This window comes from Pseudomonas koreensis, assembly GCF_036668835.1.
In the GTDB taxonomy this organism is placed as follows: Bacteria; Pseudomonadota; Gammaproteobacteria; order Pseudomonadales; family Pseudomonadaceae; genus Aquipseudomonas; species Aquipseudomonas koreensis_I.
In genome coordinates this window covers 540763-563987 of the sequence record NZ_JAZEVW010000004.1, presented here as the reverse complement: position 1 = coordinate 563987, position 23225 = coordinate 540763, and the positions used below count along the sequence as shown (strand labels likewise).

General features: G+C 59.3%; 22 protein-coding genes. 20 read left to right on the top strand and 2 right to left on the bottom strand.

All coding sequences use genetic code 11. The annotated features are described in order from the left end of the window. Positions 1 to 82 precede the first annotated feature (82 nt). Together V6F91_RS15245 and V6F91_RS15240 are read right to left on the bottom strand one after the other, a co-directional pair. Entirely contained in the window at positions 83 to 1699 is a 1617-nt protein-coding gene (locus V6F91_RS15245) for an alkaline phosphatase family protein (RefSeq protein WP_332765762.1), read from the bottom strand. 145 nt (positions 1700 to 1844) lie between these two features. Continuing rightward, positions 1845 to 2789 carry a LysR family transcriptional regulator gene (locus V6F91_RS15240; protein WP_332765760.1) on the bottom strand — a complete coding sequence of 315 codons (945 nt, stop codon included), beginning with the start codon at positions 2787 to 2789 and terminating at the stop codon, positions 1845 to 1847. Positions 2790 to 2954: 165 nt separating this feature from the next. Between V6F91_RS15240 and V6F91_RS15235 the strand changes: the two genes are divergently transcribed. The 20 genes from V6F91_RS15235 to V6F91_RS15140 all read left to right on the top strand — a co-directional run bounded on the left by V6F91_RS15235 (position 2955) and on the right by V6F91_RS15140 (position 23130). Beyond that, complete coding sequence (locus tag V6F91_RS15235) at positions 2955 to 5315, top strand: TonB-dependent receptor (RefSeq protein WP_332765758.1); 2361 nt, start codon at positions 2955 to 2957, stop codon at positions 5313 to 5315. 196 nt (positions 5316 to 5511) lie between these two features. Continuing rightward, complete coding sequence (locus V6F91_RS15230) at positions 5512 to 5838, top strand: hypothetical protein (protein WP_090288206.1); 327 nt, start codon at positions 5512 to 5514, stop codon at positions 5836 to 5838. 384 nt (positions 5839 to 6222) lie between these two features. After that, positions 6223 to 7032, top strand: a complete 810-nt coding sequence (locus V6F91_RS15225) for an energy transducer TonB (RefSeq protein WP_332765755.1) — start codon at positions 6223 to 6225, stop codon at positions 7030 to 7032. A 45-nt stretch (positions 7033 to 7077) separates the two neighbouring features. Then, the gene (locus V6F91_RS15220; protein WP_332765753.1) at positions 7078 to 7803 is read left to right on the top strand and encodes a MotA/TolQ/ExbB proton channel family protein; all 726 of its coding nucleotides are present in this window, start codon (positions 7078 to 7080) and stop codon (positions 7801 to 7803) included. 1 nt (position 7804) lies between these two features. Further along, on the top strand, positions 7805 to 8206 hold the full coding sequence (locus V6F91_RS15215) for a biopolymer transporter ExbD (RefSeq protein WP_332765751.1): 402 nt from the start codon (positions 7805 to 7807) through the stop codon (positions 8204 to 8206). A gap of 351 nt (positions 8207 to 8557) precedes the next feature. Then, the gene (locus V6F91_RS15210) at positions 8558 to 9139 is read left to right on the top strand and encodes an alpha/beta hydrolase (RefSeq protein ID WP_332765749.1); all 582 of its coding nucleotides are present in this window, start codon (positions 8558 to 8560) and stop codon (positions 9137 to 9139) included. A gap of 53 nt (positions 9140 to 9192) precedes the next feature. Continuing rightward, on the top strand, positions 9193 to 10125 hold the full coding sequence (locus tag V6F91_RS15205) for a sigma 54-interacting transcriptional regulator (RefSeq protein ID WP_332765747.1): 933 nt from the start codon (positions 9193 to 9195) through the stop codon (positions 10123 to 10125). Positions 10126 to 10292: 167 nt separating this feature from the next. Beyond that, the gene (locus V6F91_RS15200; RefSeq protein ID WP_332765745.1) at positions 10293 to 11090 is read left to right on the top strand and encodes a MetQ/NlpA family ABC transporter substrate-binding protein; all 798 of its coding nucleotides are present in this window, start codon (positions 10293 to 10295) and stop codon (positions 11088 to 11090) included. Between the two features lie 338 nt (positions 11091 to 11428). Next, the gene (tcyJ, locus tag V6F91_RS15195; protein WP_332765743.1) at positions 11429 to 12229 is read left to right on the top strand and encodes a cystine ABC transporter substrate-binding protein; all 801 of its coding nucleotides are present in this window, start codon (positions 11429 to 11431) and stop codon (positions 12227 to 12229) included. Continuing rightward, positions 12229 to 12894, top strand: a complete 666-nt coding sequence (gene tcyL / locus V6F91_RS15190; RefSeq protein ID WP_320329434.1) for a cystine ABC transporter permease — start codon at positions 12229 to 12231, stop codon at positions 12892 to 12894. Before tcyJ ends, tcyL begins: the two co-directional genes overlap by 1 nt. Before the next feature lie 4 nt (positions 12895 to 12898). Next, on the top strand, positions 12899 to 13648 hold the full coding sequence (gene tcyN / locus V6F91_RS15185; protein WP_258450911.1) for an L-cystine ABC transporter ATP-binding protein TcyN: 750 nt from the start codon (positions 12899 to 12901) through the stop codon (positions 13646 to 13648). Between the two features lie 461 nt (positions 13649 to 14109). Beyond that, positions 14110 to 14874 carry a hypothetical protein gene (locus V6F91_RS15180; RefSeq protein WP_332765737.1) on the top strand — a complete coding sequence of 255 codons (765 nt, stop codon included), beginning with the start codon at positions 14110 to 14112 and terminating at the stop codon, positions 14872 to 14874. A gap of 232 nt (positions 14875 to 15106) precedes the next feature. Then, complete coding sequence (locus tag V6F91_RS15175; RefSeq protein WP_332765736.1) at positions 15107 to 16348, top strand: SfnB family sulfur acquisition oxidoreductase; 1242 nt, start codon at positions 15107 to 15109, stop codon at positions 16346 to 16348. A gap of 38 nt (positions 16349 to 16386) precedes the next feature. Next, a complete protein-coding gene (locus V6F91_RS15170) occupies positions 16387 to 17580 on the top strand; it encodes an SfnB family sulfur acquisition oxidoreductase (RefSeq protein WP_332765734.1) in 1194 nt (397 codons plus the stop codon). Continuing rightward, entirely contained in the window at positions 17580 to 18938 is a 1359-nt protein-coding gene (locus tag V6F91_RS15165; RefSeq protein ID WP_332765732.1) for an LLM class flavin-dependent oxidoreductase, read from the top strand. The genes V6F91_RS15170 and V6F91_RS15165 overlap by 1 nt, the downstream gene beginning before the upstream one ends. Before the next feature lie 119 nt (positions 18939 to 19057). Beyond that, positions 19058 to 19867: a MetQ/NlpA family ABC transporter substrate-binding protein gene (locus tag V6F91_RS15160; protein WP_134176188.1), complete on the top strand. Its 810-nt coding sequence runs from the start codon at positions 19058 to 19060 to the stop codon at positions 19865 to 19867. Between the two features lie 2 nt (positions 19868 to 19869). Further along, on the top strand, positions 19870 to 20991 hold the full coding sequence (locus V6F91_RS15155) for a methionine ABC transporter ATP-binding protein (RefSeq protein ID WP_332765730.1): 1122 nt from the start codon (positions 19870 to 19872) through the stop codon (positions 20989 to 20991). Further along, positions 20981 to 21625 (top strand): methionine ABC transporter permease, encoded by a 645-nt coding sequence (locus V6F91_RS15150; RefSeq protein ID WP_332765728.1) that lies wholly within the window; start codon positions 20981 to 20983, stop codon positions 21623 to 21625. Before V6F91_RS15155 ends, V6F91_RS15150 begins: the two co-directional genes overlap by 11 nt. 413 nt (positions 21626 to 22038) lie before the next feature. Continuing rightward, positions 22039 to 22395 (top strand): DUF6124 family protein, encoded by a 357-nt coding sequence (locus V6F91_RS15145; RefSeq protein ID WP_332765726.1) that lies wholly within the window; start codon positions 22039 to 22041, stop codon positions 22393 to 22395. Positions 22396 to 22503: 108 nt separating this feature from the next. Beyond that, positions 22504 to 23130 carry a class I SAM-dependent methyltransferase gene (locus V6F91_RS15140; RefSeq protein ID WP_332765724.1) on the top strand — a complete coding sequence of 209 codons (627 nt, stop codon included), beginning with the start codon at positions 22504 to 22506 and terminating at the stop codon, positions 23128 to 23130. Positions 23131 to 23225: the final 95 nt, after the last annotated feature.

The following is a 23225-nucleotide window of genomic DNA, read 5'->3' as shown; positions in this document are numbered from 1 at the left end:
ATCAGGTCGGTGCACCTCTGAAATATCCCCCATTCAGTTCCCTCTCCCTCCGGGAGAGGGTTAGGGTGAGGGGCTCTTCCCGCTACCAGACCCCAATCTGAACAACCTTTTCGGTCTCCGGCTCTCCATAACGAAACCGTTGCCCGCGCAAATCGATCTCCTCATGGCTGATCGTCGTGCGCCGCTTCAACCCGCGCAGCCATTCAAACAAATACCCCGCATGCTCCTCGCGCACGGCCGCGTACGCCGGGTCATCGCCCAGATCGCGCAGCTCGTGCGGATCATTCAGCAGATCAAACAATTGTGGCCGGAAGCCGTCGTACGCCAGGTATTTCCAGCGCTCGCTGCGCACCATGGTCATGCGGCAGCGGTCGATCAGTTGGCCCAGACGCTCGCGCGCCGGCGCCTGGAAGGCGTAGTCGTATTCGCTGATTGCATAGCGGCGCCAATCGGAATTCTCCCCGTGCAGAAGGGGAATCAAGGAGCGCCCTTCAAGACGATGCTCAGCGCCCGGCAATCCCAGCGCAGCAAGAAATGTCGGCAGTGCATCGATGGTTTCCACGAGTCGCTCATCAACCGTGCCGCGGGTGACATTCGCCGCCGCGCGCGGATCGCGCACGATCAGCGGCACGCCGACCGCTTGCTCGAGCAAAAACTCCTTCTCGCCCAGCCAGTGATCTCCGAGAAAATCGCCGTGATCGCTGGTGAACACGATCAGCGTGTCGTCCCAACGGCCGTTGCTCTGAAGAAAATCGAACAGCTTTCCGAGTTGGTCATCCACCTGCTTGATCAGGCCCATGTAGGTAGGGATTACAGTCAATCGTACTGAGTCCCGGGATAAGTTGAGGCTTTCCTCATGTTGACGAAACGCCTTGTATACCGGGTGTTTGCTGGCTTCGGAGGGTGCTGCGCGGATCGGTTCGAGAATCGATTTCGTACTGTACAAGTCATGGTATGGCGCCGGTACGATGTAAGGCCAGTGCGGTTTGATGTACGAGAGGTGTAAACACCACGATTTCTCGCCTTGCTCGGTGATGAAGTCGATGGCTCGATTGGTAGTGTAGACAGTCTCTGAGTGTTGCTCGGGAATTCGTGCTGGCAAATTCGCATGACGCATTTTCCAGCCACTGAGGATTTCGCCGTTCGCGCCTTCAGCAGCGTTGGCCCAGTCATGCCAAGGATTGCGGCCGTCGAAACCCTGTTCGCGCAGGTAACGGGTATAGGGGGCGGATTCCCGTTTGTCGTCGAACTGCGGATCGTCGGGGTAGATGCCGTCATGACGCATGAACGGTTCGAATCCGACTTCGTTGAGGATTTCGGCCTGTTGGCTGTCCGGGTTGATTGCCAGGCGCTGCAAGGCGTCGATGTTTGCGGTCGCGTGAGTCTTGCCGACCAGAGCGGTACGAATGCCGTGCGGGCGCAGGTAATTGCCGATGGTCAGTTCATCCAGCGGCAACGGCACCGCGTTCCACGCTACTTGATGGCTACTGACATAGCGCCCGGTGTAGGCCGACATTCTCGAAGGACCGCAGATCGTGCCTTGGGTGTAAGCGCGGCTGAACCGTACGCCGGCGGCAGCGAGGCGATCGATGTTCGGCGTGTGCAGATGCGGATGGCCGTAGCAGGACAGGTAATCGCGGCGCAGTTGGTCGCACATGATGTACAGCACGTTGCGCACGGGGTTGGGCGGGGTGGGCATGAGGTTCACCGGTCAATGGGACAGGTGAGGGTTTTCGCTGTCGGCGAGGGTGTTCGGCAAGTGCGTTTGGGGAATGGGTTTTATGCAGGGCATGCATCGCGGCCTGCACTGACGCCATCGCTGGCTTGCCAGCGATGGCGGTAAATCAGACTGCAAAATTCTCCAGCGAACACACCTCTTCATCCACCGTATCAATCGCCTTGATCTGCTCAATCATCGCCTCCGCCAGCGGCGATAACCGGTACCCGGCGCGGCTGACAATTCCGTAGCGGGTATACAGCTCCTCAAGATCATCAGCCAAGCCTTCGATTTTCAGACACACCAGTTCACCCTTGGCCAGATGCAACGCATCGGAATAGGCCCCGACAATCCCGATCGCATCCGAGCGCAACACCACGCTGAGCAGGCTCGAACTGTTCTCACATTCGACGCTCGGGGTGAAATCCTGCCGACCGCTAAGGTCAACGATGACTTTGCGCAGGTTTGGCGGACGAATGCTCACTGCCAGTGGATAGCTCATCAGTTGCTTGGCGCTGATCCGTTCAAACGCCGCCAGCGGATGCCCCACCCGGCAGCAAAAATGCCATTTGCGCGCGCGCAGGCGATGGGTCAGGTAGTCCGGGTCCGCCTCGAACTGCCGGGTGTCGGCGACGAAGAATTCGAACTCCTCATTCAACAGTCGCTTGCTCAGGCTCTGCCAGTCATCCACCTGAAACTGCACACGCGCTTTCGGGTAGCGCCCGATGAACGCGCCGATCGCCCGCGGAATCAGCCCCGCCGCGGGCGCCGGCCCGCAACCGAAACGTAACTCCCCGGCTTCGAGCCCGTTGAACTGGTTGATCTCGTTGGCCATTTGCTGTGCGCCACTGACCAGCCGCCGCGCATGTTCGAGCAAGACCTGGCCCTGTTTGGTCGGCGGCAATTCCTTGCGCCCGCGATCGACCAACTGACAGCCGACACTGTGTTCCAGCGCTTGAATGCTGCGGCTGAACGCCGACTGCGACAGGTTCACCGCCTGCGCGCCAGCAACGAAGCTGCGTTGTTCAGCCAAGGCGATGAAGTGACGAAGTTGGCGCAGATCGATATGCATTTTTCACATAAAAAATATCCGGGAAATGCATTGGATATGCATTAGGTCGACTCCTTATAAAGGCAATCTCTTATGCAGTAAATATTTGTGAATCCATAAATAAATAACCTAAAAGAATATGCAGTGCTGATGAAGCCCGTGTGTTTTTTGACCAGGAGCCGCGCCATGAGCCCGTTGAACCACGTTTCAACCCAACCACCCCGACGGCTCAAACGCCTGCCCCTTGCGCTGTTTCTTGCCGGCAGCGCGAGCTGGACTCACGGCTACGCCGCCGAAGCCGAAACCCCGACGCCTGTTCCTCCGGGCCAAGCTTCGGCCAGCAGTTCGCAGTTGGAAACCGTGACCGTGACTACCCGTCGACGCGAGGAAAGTTCGCAGGATGTACCGACGCCAATGAGTGTGGTCAGCGGACAGAATCTGGAGACTCAGCGGGTCTATCGGATTCAGGATCTGCAGCAACTGGTGCCCAGCGTCAACGTCGCCTACATGCATGCGCGGCAGTCCAGCGTGTCGATTCGCGGTCTGGGCAACAATCCGGCCAGTGATGGTCTGGAAGGCAGCGTCGGCCTGTACATCGACAACGTTTATCTGGGCCGCCCGGGGATGGCGGTGTTCGACTTGATGGATATCGAACAGCTCGAAGTCTTGCGCGGGCCGCAAGGCACGCTGTTCGGTAAAAACACCACCGCCGGGGTGATCAATATCAGCACTCGTGCGCCGACCTTTACCCCTGAGCGCAGCATCGAAACCTCGGTCGGCGAGGACGGTTATTTCCAGACCAAGGGCACAATTTCCGGGCCGCTGAATGATCAACTGGCCGGGCGTTTTTCCGCGTATCGCACACGCAGCGACGGCGACATCAAGAACGAATACGACGGCCACGACTTGAATGGCGGCTCGCGCGAGGGCTTTCGCGCGCAACTGCTGTTCAAGCCCAACGAAAATTTCAACCTGCGCTGGATCGGTGACTACAACGAAGAGGATTCCAGCGCCGGCACTCGCGTGCTGTACAACACCGGCCCGACCATCAACGGCGTCAACCTTTATCAATCCCGCGCCAGCGCGGCCGGCGCGACGCTGGTCAACGGCACACATCGCAAGGTTAATCTGGATAACGATCAGCACGTCACCGTGCATCAGGGCGGCACTTCGGTAGAAGCCAACTGGACGTTGCCAAGCGATTTCACCCTGACCTCGGTCAGCTCGTATCGCTTCTGGAATTTCACCCCGCGCAACGACGACGGCCTCAACGTGCCGGCCAGTTACAACGCTGGGGTTTCGGTGGAAGACAAACAGTATTCGCAGGAATTTCGCCTGGCCTCGCCCAAGGGTGAATTCTTCGATTACGTGGTCGGTGCCTACTATTTCGGTTCTGATCTGGATAACAAATCCTTCGCCTATTACGGCCCGCAGGCGGACATCTGGAACGGCACGCCGGCGGGTGCGCTGGCCAATGTCACCAGCGTTGGCAAGGGCCACATCAAGACCGACAGCTTTGCTCTGTTTGCCCAAGGCACCTGGCACCTGACCGAGCGGCTGGATTTCACCGCCGGGGTGCGTGGCACCTACGAAGAGAAAAATGCCTGGGTCAACCGCAATGCCCCGGTTGGCGGTACGGCCGTGGCCGGCGCGGCAGCCAATGCGCGTCGCGGCCGCGCCGGCGCCTACGATTCCGGAGACTTGAATCAGTACAGCTCAAGCCCGTCGGGGCTGCTTAATCTCAGCTATCGCATCACCGATGACGTGCTGGGCTACGCGACATTGTCCCACGGCGAAAAGTCCGGCGGGGTCAACCTTGCGGTCGGCTCCGCGCCAACCGCGGGTGCCGACTCGCTGCTGATCGGCACTGAGCGCGCCAACAACGCCGAGCTTGGCTTCAAAAGCACCTTGTGGGATCACCGTTTGCAGCTCAACGCCAACGTGTTCTGGACTCAGGTCAACGCCTACCAGACCAACGCCTATGACGCCGACAACCGCGTGCAATACCTGACCAACGCCGGTTCCGTGCGCTCGCGCGGCATCGAGTTCGAAAGCACCGTGGTGCCGCTGCGTGGCCTGACGCTGAACTTCAACGGCTCGTACAATGACGTCAGCTATCTCTCCTACAAGGATGCGCCGTGCCCGCCGGAAGTCAGCCAGGCGCCGGGTGCGCCGGCCTCTTGCGACCTCAGCGGCCATCAAGTGGTCGGCGCATCGAAATGGATCGGCAACGCCAACGGCGAATACAAATGGAATCTGGACAACGGCTTCGAACCTTATGTCACTGGCAGCTATGCGTTCCGCTCCAAAGCCGTGGGCACGGTTGAAGACTCCGACTACGGCCAGATCCCAAGCTACGCCGTGGTCAACTTTTCCACAGGCCTGCGTGGCGATTTCAATCAGGGCCAGTGGGATGTTTCGTTGTGGCTGAAAAACGCCTTCGACAAAACCTACTACACGACCCTGTGGACCGGCGGCAATGGCGGTTATGAAGGCCTGCTCGGCACGCCGCGTACGCTTGGGGTTACTGGGCGTTATGATTTTTAATCGTAACCAATCGGAATATGCTTACAGTTATTTCGCAATAACTTAGACGTCTCTTGAATAGTGTTTATGCCGATTCAGTTAGTTGCTCCCGTGGACAATCAATCGATGTCGAACCATGATCTGTGTCGCGAGTTTCCAGGAAAGAAACTTGCTCTCATCGGAAGATACCCATTTAAACGATAAAGGAAATCGCATCATGTCGAGCATCAATGGCAATTATGTAAACGCCAACGCGGGCGCCAAGCTGACAATTACCGATGGCAACGATTCCAACGGCACATTCAGCGGGAAATTCAGCCAGAACGGCGTGAACTACGACATCGCGTATGGCCATTACCATTTCCAGAACAGCACGGGGCAGCCTACGGTCATCACCTTCGCAGCTTTGAACGAGGGCTCGGGTTATCAGGCATGGACATTGTTTTCGCCAGATCACAATTATTCAAAAGTTCGCGCGGTTGGCGCGCGCACCAACTTTGACGGTGATGTGGTAGGTCTGGCGGGAGAATTCATCAAGCAATAACAGCTGATCAAACAAAAAGGCCGGTACGCGAAAGTGTATCGGCCTTTTTTGTTGCTCGGATGAATGTAATTTTTAGACTAACAACGCTGTTTTGGTCCTGTCCTTTGAAACCGGGTCAGCTGAATCCGATGCGCTGAATGAATACTTTCAATGCCGGCAAGGCATGCGATTTTTTACGCCTCGCTGCAGCCCGCGTGGCGCAAGGCTTTGGCGAAAATGATCGTTTTTCATATTCCATACAGACCTATCCATAACATTAAAGATTACTTTCGGAGATAAGCAGCAAGACCAATGATTCACCCAGCGCTCAACCGTGAGGGGATTCAACAAACGGTTGTTCAGCTGTTGTGCAAGAACCGTAAAAAGACCGCAGGGAGTCAAACAATGGGCAATGTCCAGACCGCCGCCAGCGCAGGGGAATGGCTGTGGCGGCAAACGCCGGGTGGCGAACTGATCGACCTCGGCCGGCCGCACCGTGTGCCGTTGGGGCAGCTGCGTTTGCAGCGTGCGCCCAAGGGCGTTCTGAGTCGCCGCGAAACCGTTTTGCTCGCGGTGCTGGCGTTGGTGGTGCATGGCGCGGTGATCTACTGGATCAATCAGCACCCGACCCCTGCGCTGCCAATCGTGCCGCCAGAAATTCCGCTGATGACCATCGAATTCTCACGCCCGGCACCGCCCGCGCCGCCGGTTGTGGTGCCGCCGCCACCCGCACCTGTGGTCGAACCACCGCCGCCGGTGGAAGACGAGTTGGCGGTGAAGCCGCCACCGCCCAAACCCGTGCCGAAACCCAAACCGGTGGCCAAGCAGCCACCCAAACCGGCGCCTAAAGCGGTCGAGCAAGCGCCGGCGCCGCCCAAACCGACAGCCCCGGTCGCCGCGCCAGCGCCACCGGCGCCATCCGCTCCGGCCCCGGTCACCCCGGCCTCGGCCAGCGCCGCTTACCTGAAAAATCCGGCGCCGGAATATCCGTCGCTGGCCCAGCGTCGCGGTTGGGAAGGCACGGTGTTGTTGCGCGTACACGTGTTGGCCAGTGGCAAACCGGGCGAGATCCAGATTCAGAAAAGCAGCGGTCGCCAGCAACTCGACGATGCGGCACTCAACGCCGTGAAACGCTGGAGTTTCGTCCCGGCCAAGCAGGGCGATGTCGCCCAGGACGGTTGGGTCAGCGTGCCCATCGATTTCAAGATTCACTAAACCGCAATCAAATTCGCGCGAAACGTTTACACGAGGGAATACATCATGACGTTACTGGCTTCTCCACTGGAATCCATCGAAAGCGCGGTGATCTGGCTGCTGGTGGTGTTTTCCGTCGCCACCTGGGGGCTGGCACTGCTCAAGGCGTTGCAGTTCGGGCGTTTAAAGGCGCAGGACCGCCGTTTCCATAAACGCTTCTGGGCGGCGTCGAGTCTTGATGCGGCCGCCGAGTTGAGCGAAACCCAGCCCGGCGCTGCGGCGCGTGTGGCGCAGGCCGGTTACGCAGCGATTCAGGTGGGCGAGACGCCACAGGCCAATGACCTGAGCCAGGCGATCAACCATCAGGATCGTCTGGAGCGTGCCCTGCGCCAGCAGATCGTCCGTGAGCGGCGTTCGCTGGAAACCGGTCTGGCGGTGGTCGCGAGTATTGGCAGCACCTCGCCGTTCATTGGTCTGTTCGGCACGGTGTGGGGAATCATGGAGGCGTTGAAGGGCATCAGCGCGGCGGGTTCAGCGAGCCTGGAAACCGTGGCCGGGCCGATCGGTGCTGCATTGGTTGCAACCGGTGTGGGCATCGCCGTCGCGGTACCGGCGGTGCTGGTTTACAACTACTTTTTGCGCCGTCTGAAACTGACCGCGGCGGACCTGGACGACTTCGCCCACGACTTCTATAGCCTGGCGCAGAAGAGCGCGTTTCGCGTGTTGATTCACCCGACCGCACACAAAGCTTCTGCGCCGGGCAACACGGCAAAAGTGAAGGAGGCCTCCTGATATGGCGTTCTCCACGCAAGACACTGATGAGGTACTCAGCGAGATCAACGTGACGCCGCTGGTGGACGTGATGCTGGTGCTGCTGGTGGTGTTTATCGTTACTGCGCCGCTGCTGACCAACGCGATACCGATCAACCTGCCCAAGACCGAAGCGGTGGCGCCGGTCGAGCAGAAGGACCCGCTGGTGGTCAGTATCGACGGAGCCGGCAAGCTGTTTATCAACAAGGACGAAATTCAGCCGGAGGTGTTGGAATTCAACCTCAAGTCGGCCAAGGCCGAGGACCCGGAGGTGCGCGTGCAACTGCAGGCCGACGACGGGGTGAACTACGGCGAAGTGGCGCGGGCCATGGCTTCGATTGAGCGGGCGGGAATTACCAAATTGTCGGTGATTACTGCGCGGTGACAGATTCAACAGTTTTCCGGGGCCGTTTCCTTGGCAGGGTGCGGCCCTTTTTTTGTATATGACTTTAGAAGAGCCCCTCACCCTAACCCTCTCCCAGAGGGAGAGGGGACTGACCGTGAGGGATGGGAGAGTTACGCCGACGTGGAATACCGAGTCGTACGCAACTTCAAAGCCCACGCAAATCGGCGCCCTCTCCCTCCGGGAGAGGGCTGGGGTGAGGGGAAAAAACAAAAGCCATGCGAAAATCTGATATTCAATTTGGGTATTAATAAATAGCTTCTTATTCCTTAACGAATATAAATCCCGTCCCTATACTCGACCGAGAACAGACACGACGCAGGAGAGCTTCCCATGCGCAACGAATCAATCCGCTACCTGATTGTGCCGGGCTGGCAAGGATCGCCAGAAGATCATTGGCAGACCCACTGGCAGAACAGCCTGCCGAACAGTGCGCGGGTGGAGCAGGCCGACTGGCTGACGCCGCGCCGTGAAGACTGGGTCGCGGCGCTCGCCGAGGCGATTGCCGCCGACAGCACGCCGGTGATCCTCATCGCTCATAGCCTGGGTTGCATCACCGTTGCGCATTGGGCGGCGACCGCGCCCCTGCAATACCTGCGTCAGGTGCGCGGTGCGTTGCTGGTCGCCCCTGCGGATGTGGAGCGTCCTGCATGCTCACCGGCGCTGCGCAACTTCGCGCCGATTCCCACCGATCTGTTGCCGTTCCCGAGCCAGGTCGTCAGCTCCGATAACGACGCTGCCGTCAGTGCGCCGCGCGCCTTGGAGTTGGCACGCAACTGGGGCGCGGAAGCGGGGATTCTCGCCGGCGCCGGGCATATCAATGTCAAATCCGGACATCAGCGCTGGGAGCAGGGTTTTGCCTATCTGTATCGCCTGCAAAATCGCTTGGAACATCACGCCCGCCGTCGCGCCTGACTTTTATATTTCAACGCCCCCGTCTGCCAGGCGGTTCAGGGCGGGAGCCTGCCATGAGTTTCGAAACTTTCGGTCAGCCATTGCTGACCTTTCCCGATGCGGAAAAAAGCCCGCTGAGCATTCGCGCCAAAGCGTTGGTGTTCGTCGATCCACGCTCGCGCCAACTGCGTGAAGAGCTGGAGCAACTGGCGCCACGCGCGATATCGGTATTGATCCGTGGCGAGACGGGCACCGGTAAGGAGCTGCTCGCGCGGCATATCCATCGCGCCAGTGATCGCAGCGGGCTGTTCGTGTCGGTGAACTGCGGTGCGATCAGCCCAACGTACGCCGACGCTGAACTGTTCGGCTACGCGGCCGGCAGCTACAGCGGTTCGGCCAGCAGTCGCGCCGGCTGGTTCGGCTCGGCCAATGGCGGCACGTTGTACCTCGACGAAATCGGCGATTTGCCGCTGCCGATCCAGGTCAAATTGCTCGCCGCGCTGGAGAATCACGAAGTCACTCGCGTCGGCGCGCATCAACCCAGCCCGGTCGACGTGCGTCTGGTGGCTGCGACCAGCATCGATCTGGCACAAGCCGTCGATGCGGGGAAATTCCATGAGCGGCTCTATCACTATCTCAGCGAGGGCCAACTCGAGCTGCCGGCACTGCGCGCGCGAACGGGCGATATCCTGTCGCTGGCCGAATATTTTCTCGGCATCTACAGCCAGCGTCTTGATCTGCCCGTGCCCTTGATCAGCGAAGCCGCGCAGCATGCGCTCGAACAGCACAGCTGGCCGGGCAATACGCGAGAGCTGGAAAATGTCATCCACTTTGCCCTGCTGGTCAGCACCGGCGAAGAAATCCTGCCGCAGCATCTGAACCTGCCCGAGGTGTCTGGGCCGCAGCAGCAGATCGAACGGCTGGCCGCGCAAATCCATATCGGCGGCAGCCCGGCGGAACGTAAAACCTTGAAAGATTTGCTGATTCGCTTGAGCGACGGGTTATAGCCATCTTGTTCAACATGAACGAAATGGAATATGAAGCTGAATAAACGTTATTGTCCGGGAATAAAAAATCCGGGTATTGTCCGCCTCACGCCAGCGATATCACTTCACTGGCACACGTATTAGATGCCGTCGTCGATGACGACCGTGATTTTCGATAAGGACACTGCATGAAAAAGGTTCTGTTGTTTACCGCATTGGCGGCTGCTTTGACTGCTTCTTTCGCACACGCCGGTGAAAAACTGGTGGTCGCCGCGACCCCGGTTCCGCACGCTGAAATTCTTGAGCTGATCAAACCGACCCTGGCCAAAGAAGGCGTGGATCTGGAGATCAAGGTTTTCACCGACTACGTGCAGCCGAACGTGCAAGTGGGCGAGAAGCGTCTGGACGCGAACTACTTCCAGACTCTGCCGTACCTGAACAGCTTCAACGAGGGTAAGTACAAGGACGACAAGTCCAAATACCTGGTGACCGTGCAGGGCGTACACGTTGAACCGTTCGGTGGCTACTCGAGCAAGTACAAGACTCTGGCTGAATTGCCGGACGGCGCCACCATCGCCATCCCGAACGAAGGCAGCAACAGCGGCCGTGCGCTGATCCTGCTGCAGAAGGCTGGCCTGATCGAACTGAAAGATCCGAAAAACGCCTTGGCAACGCCAAAAGACATCGCCAAGAACCCGCACAACTTCAAGTTCAAGGAACTGGAATCGGCCCTGCTGCCGCGCGTGCTGAAAGAAGTTGATCTGGACATGATCAACACCAACTACGCGCTGGAAGCCAAGCTGAACCCGCAAAAAGATGCGCTGGTGATCGAAGGCGCTGACTCGCCTTACGTGAACTTCCTGGTTGCCCGTGAGGACAACAAGAACAGCGACGCCATCCAGAAACTGGCCAAGGCGCTGACCAGCCCTGAAGTCAAAGCGTTCATCGAGAAGAAGTACAGCGGCGCGGTATTGCCGGCGTTCTGATTTGACGCTCGATTAATTCGCTGCAGATATGAAAACGCCGAGGGCCAGTGATGGTCATCGGCGTTTTTGTGTGTGCCTTGAAAAGCCCCTCACCCTAGCCCTCTCCCAGAGGGAGAGGGGACTGATTGGGGGGCGTGGGAACGATCCATATACTAAAAAAGAATAACAATTAAAATATCGAGTATTTTCAAGTCTATATCCGACATCCTATAGTCACGCCGCAGGCGAATTTCGGCGAGACGCATAAGCTGCTTTGAGGCAGGATAGCGCTGTCGTCAAATTCCCGAATGTGCCTACATTCCTTAAGCGTCTTCCATAAGAAAACACAGGGGCTTGTCATGAATTTTTCCGCACTACGTCGCACTCTGCTGGTCGGTTCGCTGGGTCTTGCGCTGGGCGCCGGTCTGATCGGCCAGGCCGTGGCCGGTGAGCAACTGCAACAGATCAAGGACAAAGGCGTGCTCAACGTCGGCCTGGAAGGCACTTATCCACCGTTCAGTTTCGTCGACGAGAACGGCAAACTGTCCGGCTTCGAGGTGGAACTGTCCGAAGCGCTGGCGCAAAAACTCGGCGTCAAAGCCAAGGTTCAGCCAACCAAGTGGGACGGCATTCTCGCCGCGCTGGAATCCAAGCGTCTGGACATCGTGGTCAACCAGGTGACCATCTCCGAGGAGCGCAAGAAGAAGTATGACTTCTCCAAACCGTACACCGTCTCCGGGATTCAGGCGCTGGTGCTGAAAAGCAAAGAAGCCGCGCTGAACATCAAGACCGCCGCTGACCTGTCCGGCAAGAAAGTCGGCGTCGGCCTGGGCACCAACTATGAACAATGGGTTCGCGCCAACGTGCCAGGTGCTGACGTACGCACCTACGATGATGATCCGACCAAGTTCGCCGACCTCAACAACGGCCGCACCGATGCGATCCTGATCGACCGTCTGGCCGCGCTGGAATACGCCAAGAAAGCCCCGAAAACCGTCGCCGCCGGTGAAGCGTTTTCGCGCCAGGAATCCGGGATTGCCCTGCGCAAAGGCGAGCCAGAACTGCTGGCGGCGGTGAACAAGGCTCTCGACGAACTGCGCGCCGACGGCACGCTGGAAAAGCTGTCGAAGAAATACTTCAACGCTGACGTCACTCAATAATGGAAGAAGCTTTCCAACTCGCCCTGGATTCCGCGCCCTTCCTGCTCAAGGGCGCGTATTACACGGTAATCCTCAGCCTCGGCGGCATGTTTTTCGGCCTGCTGCTGGGCTTCGGTCTGGCGCTGATGCGCCTGTCACGCTTCAAATCGGTCAGCTGGCTGGCGCGCATCTACGTGTCGTTCTTTCGCGGCACGCCGTTGCTGGTGCAATTGTTCGTGATCTATTACGGCTTGCCGCAATTGGGTCTCGAGCTTGATCCGCTGCCGGCGGCACTGATCGGCTTCTCGCTGAACATGGCCGCCTATGCCTGTGAAATCCTCCGCGCCGCGATCGGTTCGATCGAACGTGGTCAATGGGAAGCGGCTGCGAGCATCGGCATGACCCGCGCGCAGACCTTGCGCCGGGCCATCCTGCCGCAAGCGATGCGCACGGCGCTGCCGCCGCTGGGCAACAGCTTCATTTCGCTGGTCAAGGACACTGCGCTGGCCGCCACCATTCAGGTGCCGGAGCTGTTTCGCCAGGCGCAACTGATCACCGCCCGGACTTTTGAAGTCTTCACCATGTATCTTGCCGCCGCGCTGATCTACTGGATTCTGGCCACGGTGCTGTCGCACCTGCAGAACAAGCTGGAAGAGCGGGTCAATCGGCACGACCAGGAGTCCTGAGCCCATGATTGTCGTGGAAAAACTGACCAAGCAATTCAAGCAGCAGGTCGTGCTCAACGGCATCGATCTGGAGGTCAAGGAAGGCGAGGTCGTGGCGATCATCGGCCCCAGCGGTTCGGGGAAAACCACGTTCCTGCGCTGCCTGAATTTCCTTGAACAACCCACCAGCGGCCGGATCAAGGTTGGCGACATCGAAATCGATACCAGCCGCCCGCTGAACCAGCAACAGAGCCTGGTGCGCAATCTGCGCCAGCACGTGGGTTTCGTGTTTCAGAACTTCAACCTGTTCCCCCATCGCACCGCACTGGAAAACGTCATCGAAGGCCCGATCGTGGTCAAGAAGATCCCGCGCGACGAGGCTGTTGCGCTGGGCAAAAAACTCTTGGCCAAGGTCGGACTCGCCGGCAAAGAGGATGCTTACCCGCGTCGTCTTTCCGGTGGGCAGCAGCAGCGCGTCGCGATTGCCCGGGCACTGGCGATGGAGCCGGAAGTGATCCTGTTCGATGAGCCGACCTCGGCGCTCGACCCGGAACTGGTCGGCGAAGTTCTAGCGACCATCCGCGGCCTCGCTGAAGAGAAACGCACCATGGTCATCGTCACACACGAGATGGGTTTTGCTCGCGACGTGGCCAACCGTGTGGTGTTTTTCGACAAGGGCGTCATTGTCGAACAAGGTGAAGCCAAGGCATTGTTTGCCAATCCGAAAGAACAGCGCACGCAACAGTTTCTCAGCAAGTTTCTGAATCACGCCTGAGTCTCTATTAATTGCGTTGCGGCAACTTCCAGGGATGGAAGATGCCTTATCCAGCTTTATACAAAGCAAATTAAAAAACCTGTAACAGGCGCATTTGCATACATTACGCAACAGTTGAGTTGCGCCTGTAACTCGATCCCTTCGGTTTGATTAACTACCCCTAAAGCCAAGCAGAAACGGGCAAAAAAGCCATAGGGCTCGTGGCCCGATTCGCCTCGCCGGCTAGGCATTCGGAGTCCGCACCGTAGGAACTTTCTGATTAACTTGTAATTCACGGATTAACTAAGCTCGTCTATTGACACTCCTCCCGACACCCTCTTATCTAGTCGATAACCGGCGCCATCCAGTTCAATAACCCCGTCTTCAACTTGAATGAAAGTTCGACGCTTTTTTGCCGGTTTGTCACGCCTTTTGTTCTTTCAGAAACGGACTTCGCTGCAAGGCTTCAAGGAGAGAAATCGATGACCCGCACTTCGCATACCCCCGAACTGGCAGCGCCGAGCCTGGCGCCCGCGCAGAAAACCGGCATCAATCTGGCCGCCGCTGCCCATCTGTTGATCGAGGTCGCGCCCTACCCCGACATGGACAGCGGCGACCTCATCGAGTTGTTCTGGAACAAGTGTTACGTCGCCTCCAGAGTTCTGACCGCCGAGGATGTCGGCGCGGCGGTCAGCCTGCGTGTACCGGAGAGCTTCATTGACAACGGCACTGCGCGCATTCATTACCGCGTGATGCAGGTCGGCCAGGGCCCGGCGTTCTCGGCGGCGACACGAGTGTTGGTCAAACTCGATTGCCCCGGCGGCCAGCCATCGGCCCTGAGCGCAGACGAAAACCAGCAACTGGCGCCGGTGACGATCCCCGAGGCCATACGCCGCCAGGGCGTCAATCCGAACCAGATCAAACGCGGCGTGCCACTGAGCATCGAGCCGTACCTCAACATGGCTGAAGATGACGCCATTACCTTGCGTTGGGGTGATGTGCGGATGGACCTGGCACCGGTCACCGCAGCTGACATCGGCTTGCCGATCCAGGTCTGGGTGCCGCCAGCGGTAATTGTCGAAGCGGGCGAAGATCTGCGCCTGGACGTGACCTATTGCATCCTCGATCGGGTCGGCAATAACTCCCGCTGGGCACCGCCGCGAACGCTGAAGATCGGCTGCGTCAATCCTTACCTGACCGTCCCGTTGAAACAGGAACTCAAAGCGGCCGAAGCACGCGAGCATTGATGCTGTCGAGAGGTGACGGGGGTTCGCTCCCGCCTTCTATGCTTATTCCTAAAAGTTAGTTTATTTAATATTTATACGCGCTTAGGGTATATGCACCGGACCACCGGACATTCTATCGTTCGCCGCACCTTGCGGCGTTTTCAATGAAATGTGAGGTAGGTCGTATGGTCCGGAACACAATCACCCCAGTGCAGATCGCCAGGGCATTGCGTGCAGCCAGGGAGTGGCACTGATGTCCAGTCTGGCCGATGCAAACGTCCAGTCGGATCTGGACATCGCCCCGCTGTTGTTGCCCGCGCAGGTCTTGCGCAACGATGCCCAAGCCATCAAGGCTGCCCGTGAACTGGCGCAGGTCGCCCGCGTCCAGGCGGCGAAACGCGATCGTCAGCGCAAGTTGCCGTGGTCGGAAATTGAACAGTTCACCCGCAGTGGCCTGGGCAGCATTGCCATCCCGCGCGAATACGGTGGCCCGCAGGTTTCGTTCGTCACGCTGGCGGAAGTCTTTGCGATCATTTCCGCTGCCGATCCCGCGTTGGGGCAGATTCCGCAGAACCAGTTCGGCATCATTCACCTGATTCTTGGCTGCGCCAGCGAGGCGCAGAAACAACAGTTGTTTGACAGCGTTCTGCAAGGCTGGCGCATCGGCAACGCCGGCCCGGAACGCGGCAGCAAAAACACCCTGGAACTGAAAGCGCGGATCAGCGCCGATGGCGATGACCATGTGATCAACGGCCAGAAGTTCTATTCCACCGGCGCGCTGTTTGCGCATTGGGTGGCGGTGAAAGCGCTCAACGATGAAGGCAAGCAAGTGCTGGCGTTCGTCCGGCGCGGCACGCCGGGTTTGCGCATCGTCGACGACTGGTCGGGCTTCGGTCAGCGCACCACCGCCAGCGGCACGATTTTGCTCAACAACGTGCGCGTCGAGTCGAGCCTGGTCATCGACAACTGGAAGATCAACGAAACGCCGAACACCCAGGGCGCCGTTTCGCAATTGATTCAGGCGGCCATCGATGCCGGCATCGCCCGTGGCGCGATTGACGATGCCATCGACTTCGTTAAAACCCGGGCACGGCCGTGGATCGATGCCAAGGTCGATCGCGCCAGCGATGACCTCTACGTGATCGCCGAAATCGGCAAGCTGAAAATCGAATTGCATGCCGCCGAAGCGCTGCTGCGCAAGGCAGGCCAAGTGCTCGATCAGGTGCATGCCGCACCGATCACCGCGGCCTCCGCCGCGCGTGCCTCGATCGCCGTGGCCGAAGCGAAAGTGCTAACCACCGAGATTGCCTTGCTCGCCAGCGAAAAGCTTTTCGAACTGGCCGGCAGCCGCGCGACCCTCGCCGAATTCAACCTCGACCGCCACTGGCGCAACGCTCGGGTGCACACCCTGCACGACCCGGTGCGCTGGAAATATCACGCGGTCGGCGCGTATCGCCTCAACGGCACGCTGCCTGCCCGTCACTCCTGGATCTGACGACCAGAACACTTTTGACCAGATCTCTGGAGAAGCACATGACTTTTTCCCAACCCGTCGCGCTCATCACCAGCGATGAGCAAGCCCTGATCGTCGCCAGCGACCTGGCCGAAGATTTCCAACGTGACAGCGCCCTGCGCGATCGTGAACGGCGCCTGCCGCTGCCCGAACTTGAAGTGTTTTCCCGCTCCGGCCTGTGGGGCATCAGCGTGCCCAAGGCGTACGGTGGCGCGGGGGTGTCCAACGTGACCCTGGCCAAAGTCATCGCGCTGATCGCTCAGGCCGACGGTTCGCTCGGACAGATTCCGCAAAACCATTTCTATGCACTGGAAGTGCTGCGGGTCAACGGCAGCGAGCAGCAGAAACAACGCCTGTACGCCGAGGTTCTCGCCGGCCAGCGTTTCGGCAATGCCTTGGCCGAACTGGGCACCAAAACCGCACACGACCGCGTCACCCGCCTTACGCGCGACGGCGACGGCTATCGCATCAACGGCCGCAAGTTCTACGCGACCGGGGCGATTTATGCGCAGCGCATTCCGACCTCGGTGGTGGATGAAAATGGCGTGCAGCAACTGGCCTTTGTCCCGCGTAACAGCAAAGGTCTGAGCGTGATCGACGACTGGAGCGGTTTCGGCCAGCGCACCACTGGCAGCGGCTCGGTAGTGTTCGAAGATGTTTACGTCGCCGCTGAAGACGTGCTGCCGTTTCAAAGTGCCTTCGAACGGCCGACCACGGTCGGGCCGCTGGCGCAGATCCTTCATGCCGCCATCGATACCGGTATCGCCCGCGCCGCTTATGAGGACGCTTTGCATTTCGTGCGCAGCAAGACGCGGCCGTGGATCGACTCCGGCAACGACAAGGCCAGCGAGGACCCGCTGACCCTGAAGAGCTTCGGTCACCTGAGTATCCGTCTGCACGCCAGCGAAGCCCTGCTTGAACGTGCCGGCGAATTCCTTGATGCCGCACAGGCTGACACCACTGCCGAAACCGTTGCAGCGGCCTCGATCGCCGTCGCCGAAGCACGCGCGATCAGCACGGAAATTTCTCTCGCGGCGGGTAGCACCCTGTTCGAACTGGCCGGCAGCCAGGCCACCCTCGCCGAGCACGGCCTCGACCGTCACTGGCGCAACGCCCGGGTGCACACGCTGCATGACCCGGTGCGCTGGAAATATCACGCGGTTGGCAATTACTACCTCAACGATGAAAACCCTCCGCTGCGAGGGACAATCTGATGGGCGCTGCGAAAAAGAAGATTCTGCTCAACGCGTTCAACATGAACTGCATCGGCCACATCAATCACGGCTTGTGGACGCATCCGCGCGATACCTCGACCCGTTACAACACCCTCGAATACTGGACCGAACTGGCGCAGTTGCTTGAGCGCGGCCTGTTCGACGGCTTGTTCATCGCCGACATCGTCGGTGTGTATGACGTCTACCAGAACTCGCTCGACGTCACGCTGAAAGAGTCGATCCAGTTGCCGGTCAACGACCCTTTGCTGCTGGTATCGGCAATGGCTGCTGTGACCAAAAACCTCGGCTTCGGCCTCACCGCCAATCTCACCTACGAAGCGCCGTATCTGTTCGCCCGGCGTCTGTCGACGCTCGATCATTTGAGCCGTGGCCGGGTGGGCTGGAACATCGTCACCGGCTATCTGGACAGCGCCGCCAAAGCCATGGGCCTCGGCGCGCAGGCCGAACATGACCGGCGTTACGATCAGGCCGATGAATACTTGCAGGTGCTTTACAAACTCTGGGAAGGCAGCTGGGAAAACGACGCGGTGCTCAACGACCGCGAGCAGCGCATCTACGCGCAGCCGGACAAAGTCCATAAGGTCGAGCACAAGGGCGAGTTCTACCAGGTCGAGGGTTATCACCTGTGCGAGCCATCGCCGCAGCGTACGCCGGTGCTGTTTCAGGCCGGCAGTTCCGAGCGCGGTTTGCAGTTCGCCGGACGCCACGCCGAGTGCGTGTTCATCAGCGGCCAGAACAAGCCATCGACCAAGGCGCAAGTGGACAAGGTCCGTGCCAGTGCCGTTGCGGCGGGGCGCAACCCCGAGGACATCAAGGTGTTCATGGGCCTCAATGTGATTGTCGGCGCCAGCGAAGAAGACGCCTGGGCCAAGCATGCCGAGTACCTTGGCTACGCCAGCGCCGAGGCCGGTGTTGCGCATTTTTCCGCGTCCACCGGCATCGACTTTTCTCGCTATGAAATTGACGAACCGATCCAGTACGTGAAAAGCAACGCCATCCAGTCGGCCACCAAGACCCTGCAGAACAACGACTGGACCCGACGCAAATTGCTCGACCAGCACGCACTCGGTGGCCGCTACATCACGGTGGTCGGCTCGGCCGAGCAAGTGGCCGATGAACTGGAGTCGTGGATCGCCGAAACCGGACTGGATGGCTTCAACCTGACCCGCATCGTCACGCCGGAAAGCTACGTGGATTTCATCGATCTGGTGATTCCCGAACTACAGCGGCGCGGTTCGTACAAGACCGCGTACGACAGCGGCACCTTGCGCGAAAAGCTGTTTCACGGCGAGGCGCAGTTGCCTGAGCGACATACAGGCTCCGCGTTTCGCCGCTAAAAGCATCGCGAGCAGGCTCACTCCTACATTTGGAATGCGTTCCCCCTGTAGGAGTGAGCCTGCTCGCGATGAGGCCACAACGGACACCACAAATCCCAAGCACTGACTGGATACTCATCATGACCAAGAAACTGCTCTCCCACCCAGTCAAAGCACTGGCCCTGGCCCTCGGCCTGTTCAGCTCGGCAGTATTTGCCGCCGACGCGCCGTTGAAAATCGGCACCACCGCCGCCTTCGCCATTCCGCTGGAAGCGGCCGTCGAAGAGGCCTCGAAACAAGGCCTGAAGGTCGAACTGGTGGAGTTCACCGACTGGATCGCGCCGAACGTCAGCCTCGCTGCCGGCGATATCGACGTGAATTATTTCCAGCACATTCCGTTTCTGGAAAACGCCAAAGCCGCGTCGGGTTTTGACCTGGTGCCGTTCGCGCCGGGGATCATCAACAACGTCGGCCTGTACTCGAAAAAATACAAAAGCTTCGACGAATTACCGGAAGGCGCCAGCGTTGCCATCGCCAATGATCCGATCAACAGCGGCCGCGGTCTGCAACTGCTGGCCAAGGCCGGTTTGATCACGCTCAAACCAGGCGTCGGCTACAAGGCCACCGAGGATGACATCGTCGCCAATCCGAAAAAGATCAAGATCCTCCAGGTCGAAGCCGTGCAATTGGTGCGCGCCTACGATGACGCCGATCTGGTCCAGGGCTACCCGGCCTACATTCGTCTGGCGAAGACCTTCGATGCCGGTTCGGCGCTGCTGTTCGACGGCCTCGATCACAAGGAATACGTGATTCAGTTCGTCATTCAGCCGAAGAGCAAAACCGATCCGCGCCTAATCAAATTCGTCGACATCTACCAGCATTCGCCAGCCGTTCGCGCAGCGCTGGACAAAGCTCACGGCAAGCTCTATCAAGCCGGTTGGGAAAGCTGAGCATGACCGCCGCGATCCAACGGCGACTGGAAACTCCAGAGCCACACACTGCGAAACAAACCGAGCTGCATCCCGAACTGAATCGCGCCCATGTGCGCTTCATCGGGCTGGGCAAAACCTACAACGGCCGGCAAGGCCCTGTCGCCGCCTTGCAGGGCATCGATCTGGCGATTCAGCGTGGCGAGGTGTTCGGCATCATCGGCCGTAGCGGCGCCGGCAAGTCGTCGTTGATCCGCACGATCAATCGCCTTGAGCAACCAACATCGGGGCGCGTTCTGATCGATCAGGTCGACATCGGCGAGTTCGACGAAGACCGTCTCGTTGCGTTGCGTCGGCGCATCGGCATGATCTTCCAACACTTCAATCTGATGTCGGCCAAGACCGTTTGGCAGAACGTCGAGTTGCCGCTGAAAGTCGCGGGCGTACCGAAACAGCAACGCGAGGAAAAGGTCCGCGAACTGCTCGAGTTGGTCGGTCTGCAAAGCAAGCATCAGGCGTATCCGGCACAGCTTTCGGGGGGACAGAAACAGCGCGTCGGCATCGCCCGTGCGCTGGTGCACGACCCGGATATTCTGCTGTGCGACGAAGCGACTTCGGCGCTCGATCCGGAGACCACGCAATCGATCCTCGCCCTGCTGCGCGAAATCAATAAACGCCTGGGCCTGACCATCGTGCTGATCACCCATGAAATGGCGGTGATTCGCGAGATTTGCGACCGCGTCGTCGTGCTTGAGCATGGCCGCATTGTCGAGCAAGGCCCGGTCTGGCAGGTGTTCGGCAATCCGCAGCACGAGGTCAGCCAGACCCTGCTTGCGCCGCTGCAACACGCCTTGCCGGAAGAATTGCACAGCCGTTTGCTCGCGCAACCCACTTCTGCCAACGACGCTGTAGTGCTGCGCTTGCAGTTTACGGGCAGCGCCAGCGACGAACCGGATCTCGCAGCGCTGTTCGCTGCACTGAGCGGTCGGGTCAACCTGTTGCAGGGCGGCGTGGAGCGGATTCAGGGGCATGCATTGGGACAACTGTTATTAGCGGTCAGCGGTTCTTCGTTCAGCGCCGAGCAATTGCGCGAGCGCGCCGCGCCATGGGCACAACGCGTGGAGGTATTGGGTTATGTGGTTTGATCGCTTGCTGCAGGGTTTTATCGACACCTTCCTGATGGTTGGCGTGTCCTCGCTGATCGCGTTGCTGGTGGGGATTCCCATGGCGGTGATTCTGGTCACCAGCGACAAGGGCGGGATCTATGAGGCGCCCCTGTTGAACCGGGCATTGGGCGCCTTCGTCAATCTGTTCCGCTCGATCCCGTTCCTGATTCTGATGGTCGCGCTGATTCCGTTTACCCGCATGATTGTCGGCACCACCTACGGTGTCTGGGCCGCTGTCGTACCGCTGACCATCGCCGCGACGCCGTTCTTTGCGCGGATCGCCGAGGTCAGTCTGCGCGAAGTGGATCATGGCTTGATCGAAGCCGCGCAGGCGATGGGTTGCCGACGCTGGCATATCGTCTGGCATGTGCTGCTGCCCGAGGCGTTACCGGCAATTGTCGGTGGTTTCACCATCACCCTGGTGACGATGATCAACTCGTCGGCCATGGCCGGGGCGATTGGCGCAGGGGGCTTGGGGGATATCGCTTATCGCTACGGCTATCAGCGCTTTGACAGCCAGATCATGTTGACGGTGATTGTCTTGCTGGTGGCATTGGTGGCGGTGATTCAGTTAGGGGGAGACAGGCTGGCGCGCGGGCTGAATAAGCGCTAAGGTCGATAGCGGCAGGTGGCCATCAATCTGATCCAGGTGATCGCAAACATTTAGGCAATATCCTTAGTGAAAATCAGACGCTTCCTACGCGAAACTTATCGTTTCGCCAGCCCGATCCACGCGGGTTTGCAGGACGCTTCCTAGAATGATTTGCCCGCTTGTACCCGAAATATCCTGTAGCTAATCTCCGCTCGTCACTGCTTGGCGGTGACCGGATTCAGTTGTCCGGATTCGCTGGGCGTGCGGTCAGGCCTGACCTGGGCAGAGCTTCAAGCTGCCCGATGTTGGCTGTGCGCAGGGCACTTTCGGGTGCGCCGATAACCGGCGGCCGGCGACTGATCCGCGTGCCGCCGCCGTCCTGCTCGTTTAGTCGCGAAATGGTTGGCTCCCCACTTGAAGTCAGGAGTTTACCCGTGGAAAAAAATCTTGCCGATCCGCCACTCAGCCTTACCTCCACCAAGCGGTTCACCGAGGATTTGCTCAAGGATCGCTCTGCACTGTGCCGCGCCGTTGACTCACATCTGGCCGGCAATCACGTCACAGCGGCGGGACAGAAACGTGTCTACAGCATCAGCGAAGACGTGACGCTGGAGGATGCCCAGTTGTATGTCGCCGATCTGCTGCGCTGCGCTTCGGTGACTGTGCATCAATGCGGCGATCAACTTGGAGGCGCGGATCGAGCCATGGTGTTCTCGGTCTGGCATCTGCTGGAAATGGCCAAAGCGATGATGGACCGCTCGATCGATTGCCTGGGTGCGAAGCAGCACTGAGTCCAGTCATCTATCACCGCCTGCGCTGGCAGCAGCGCAGGCGGCGTTTTTTTACCGGCGAAAAAGCTTATAGTCCGCTATCTCCCTCCGCCAAAAACAGCATCGATGATGAAGCAGACGCCCAGCGACCTCGAACAGATCACCGCCATCACGCTCGGCCATTACAACACAGTGGCTGAGGACTTCCGTGAAGGCACCCGCGATCACGATGTCAGTCAGAACATCGATGCGTTGCTGCGGCATATTCAAGGGCCGACGCCGTTTACCCTTCTGGATTTCGGCTGCGGGCCGGGGCGGGATTTGCAGACGTTTACGCGCATGGGTCACCTCGCCGTCGGGCTGGACGGTTCTGCAGAATTTGCGCGGATGGCTCGCGAGGACAGCGGCTGCGAGGTATTGCAGCAGGATTTCCTCAAGCTGGATCTGCCGGCGGAGCGCTTCGACGGGATCTTCGCCAACGCGGTGTTGTTTCATGTGCCGTTGCAGGAGTTGCCGCGGGTGCTCAGGCAATTGCACGGAGCGTTGAAACCGGGTGGGGTGTTGTTCAGCTCCAATCCACGCGGGGACAACCGTGAGGGCTGGAACGGGCCGCGCTATGGCTCGTATCACGATCTTGAGGCCTGGCAAGGTTTGCTGACGGCGGCGGGGTTTGTCGAGCTGGAGCATTACTACCGGCCGGCGGGATTGCCGCGGGAGCAGCAGCCTTGGCTGGCGAGTGTCTGGCGTAAATGTTGAGCCAGTAAGAGCCCTCACCCCAACCCTCTCCCAAAGGGAGAGGGGGCCGATGGGGGGATGCTCAAGCATGGCGCCGACCTGCTCGATCATCGCTG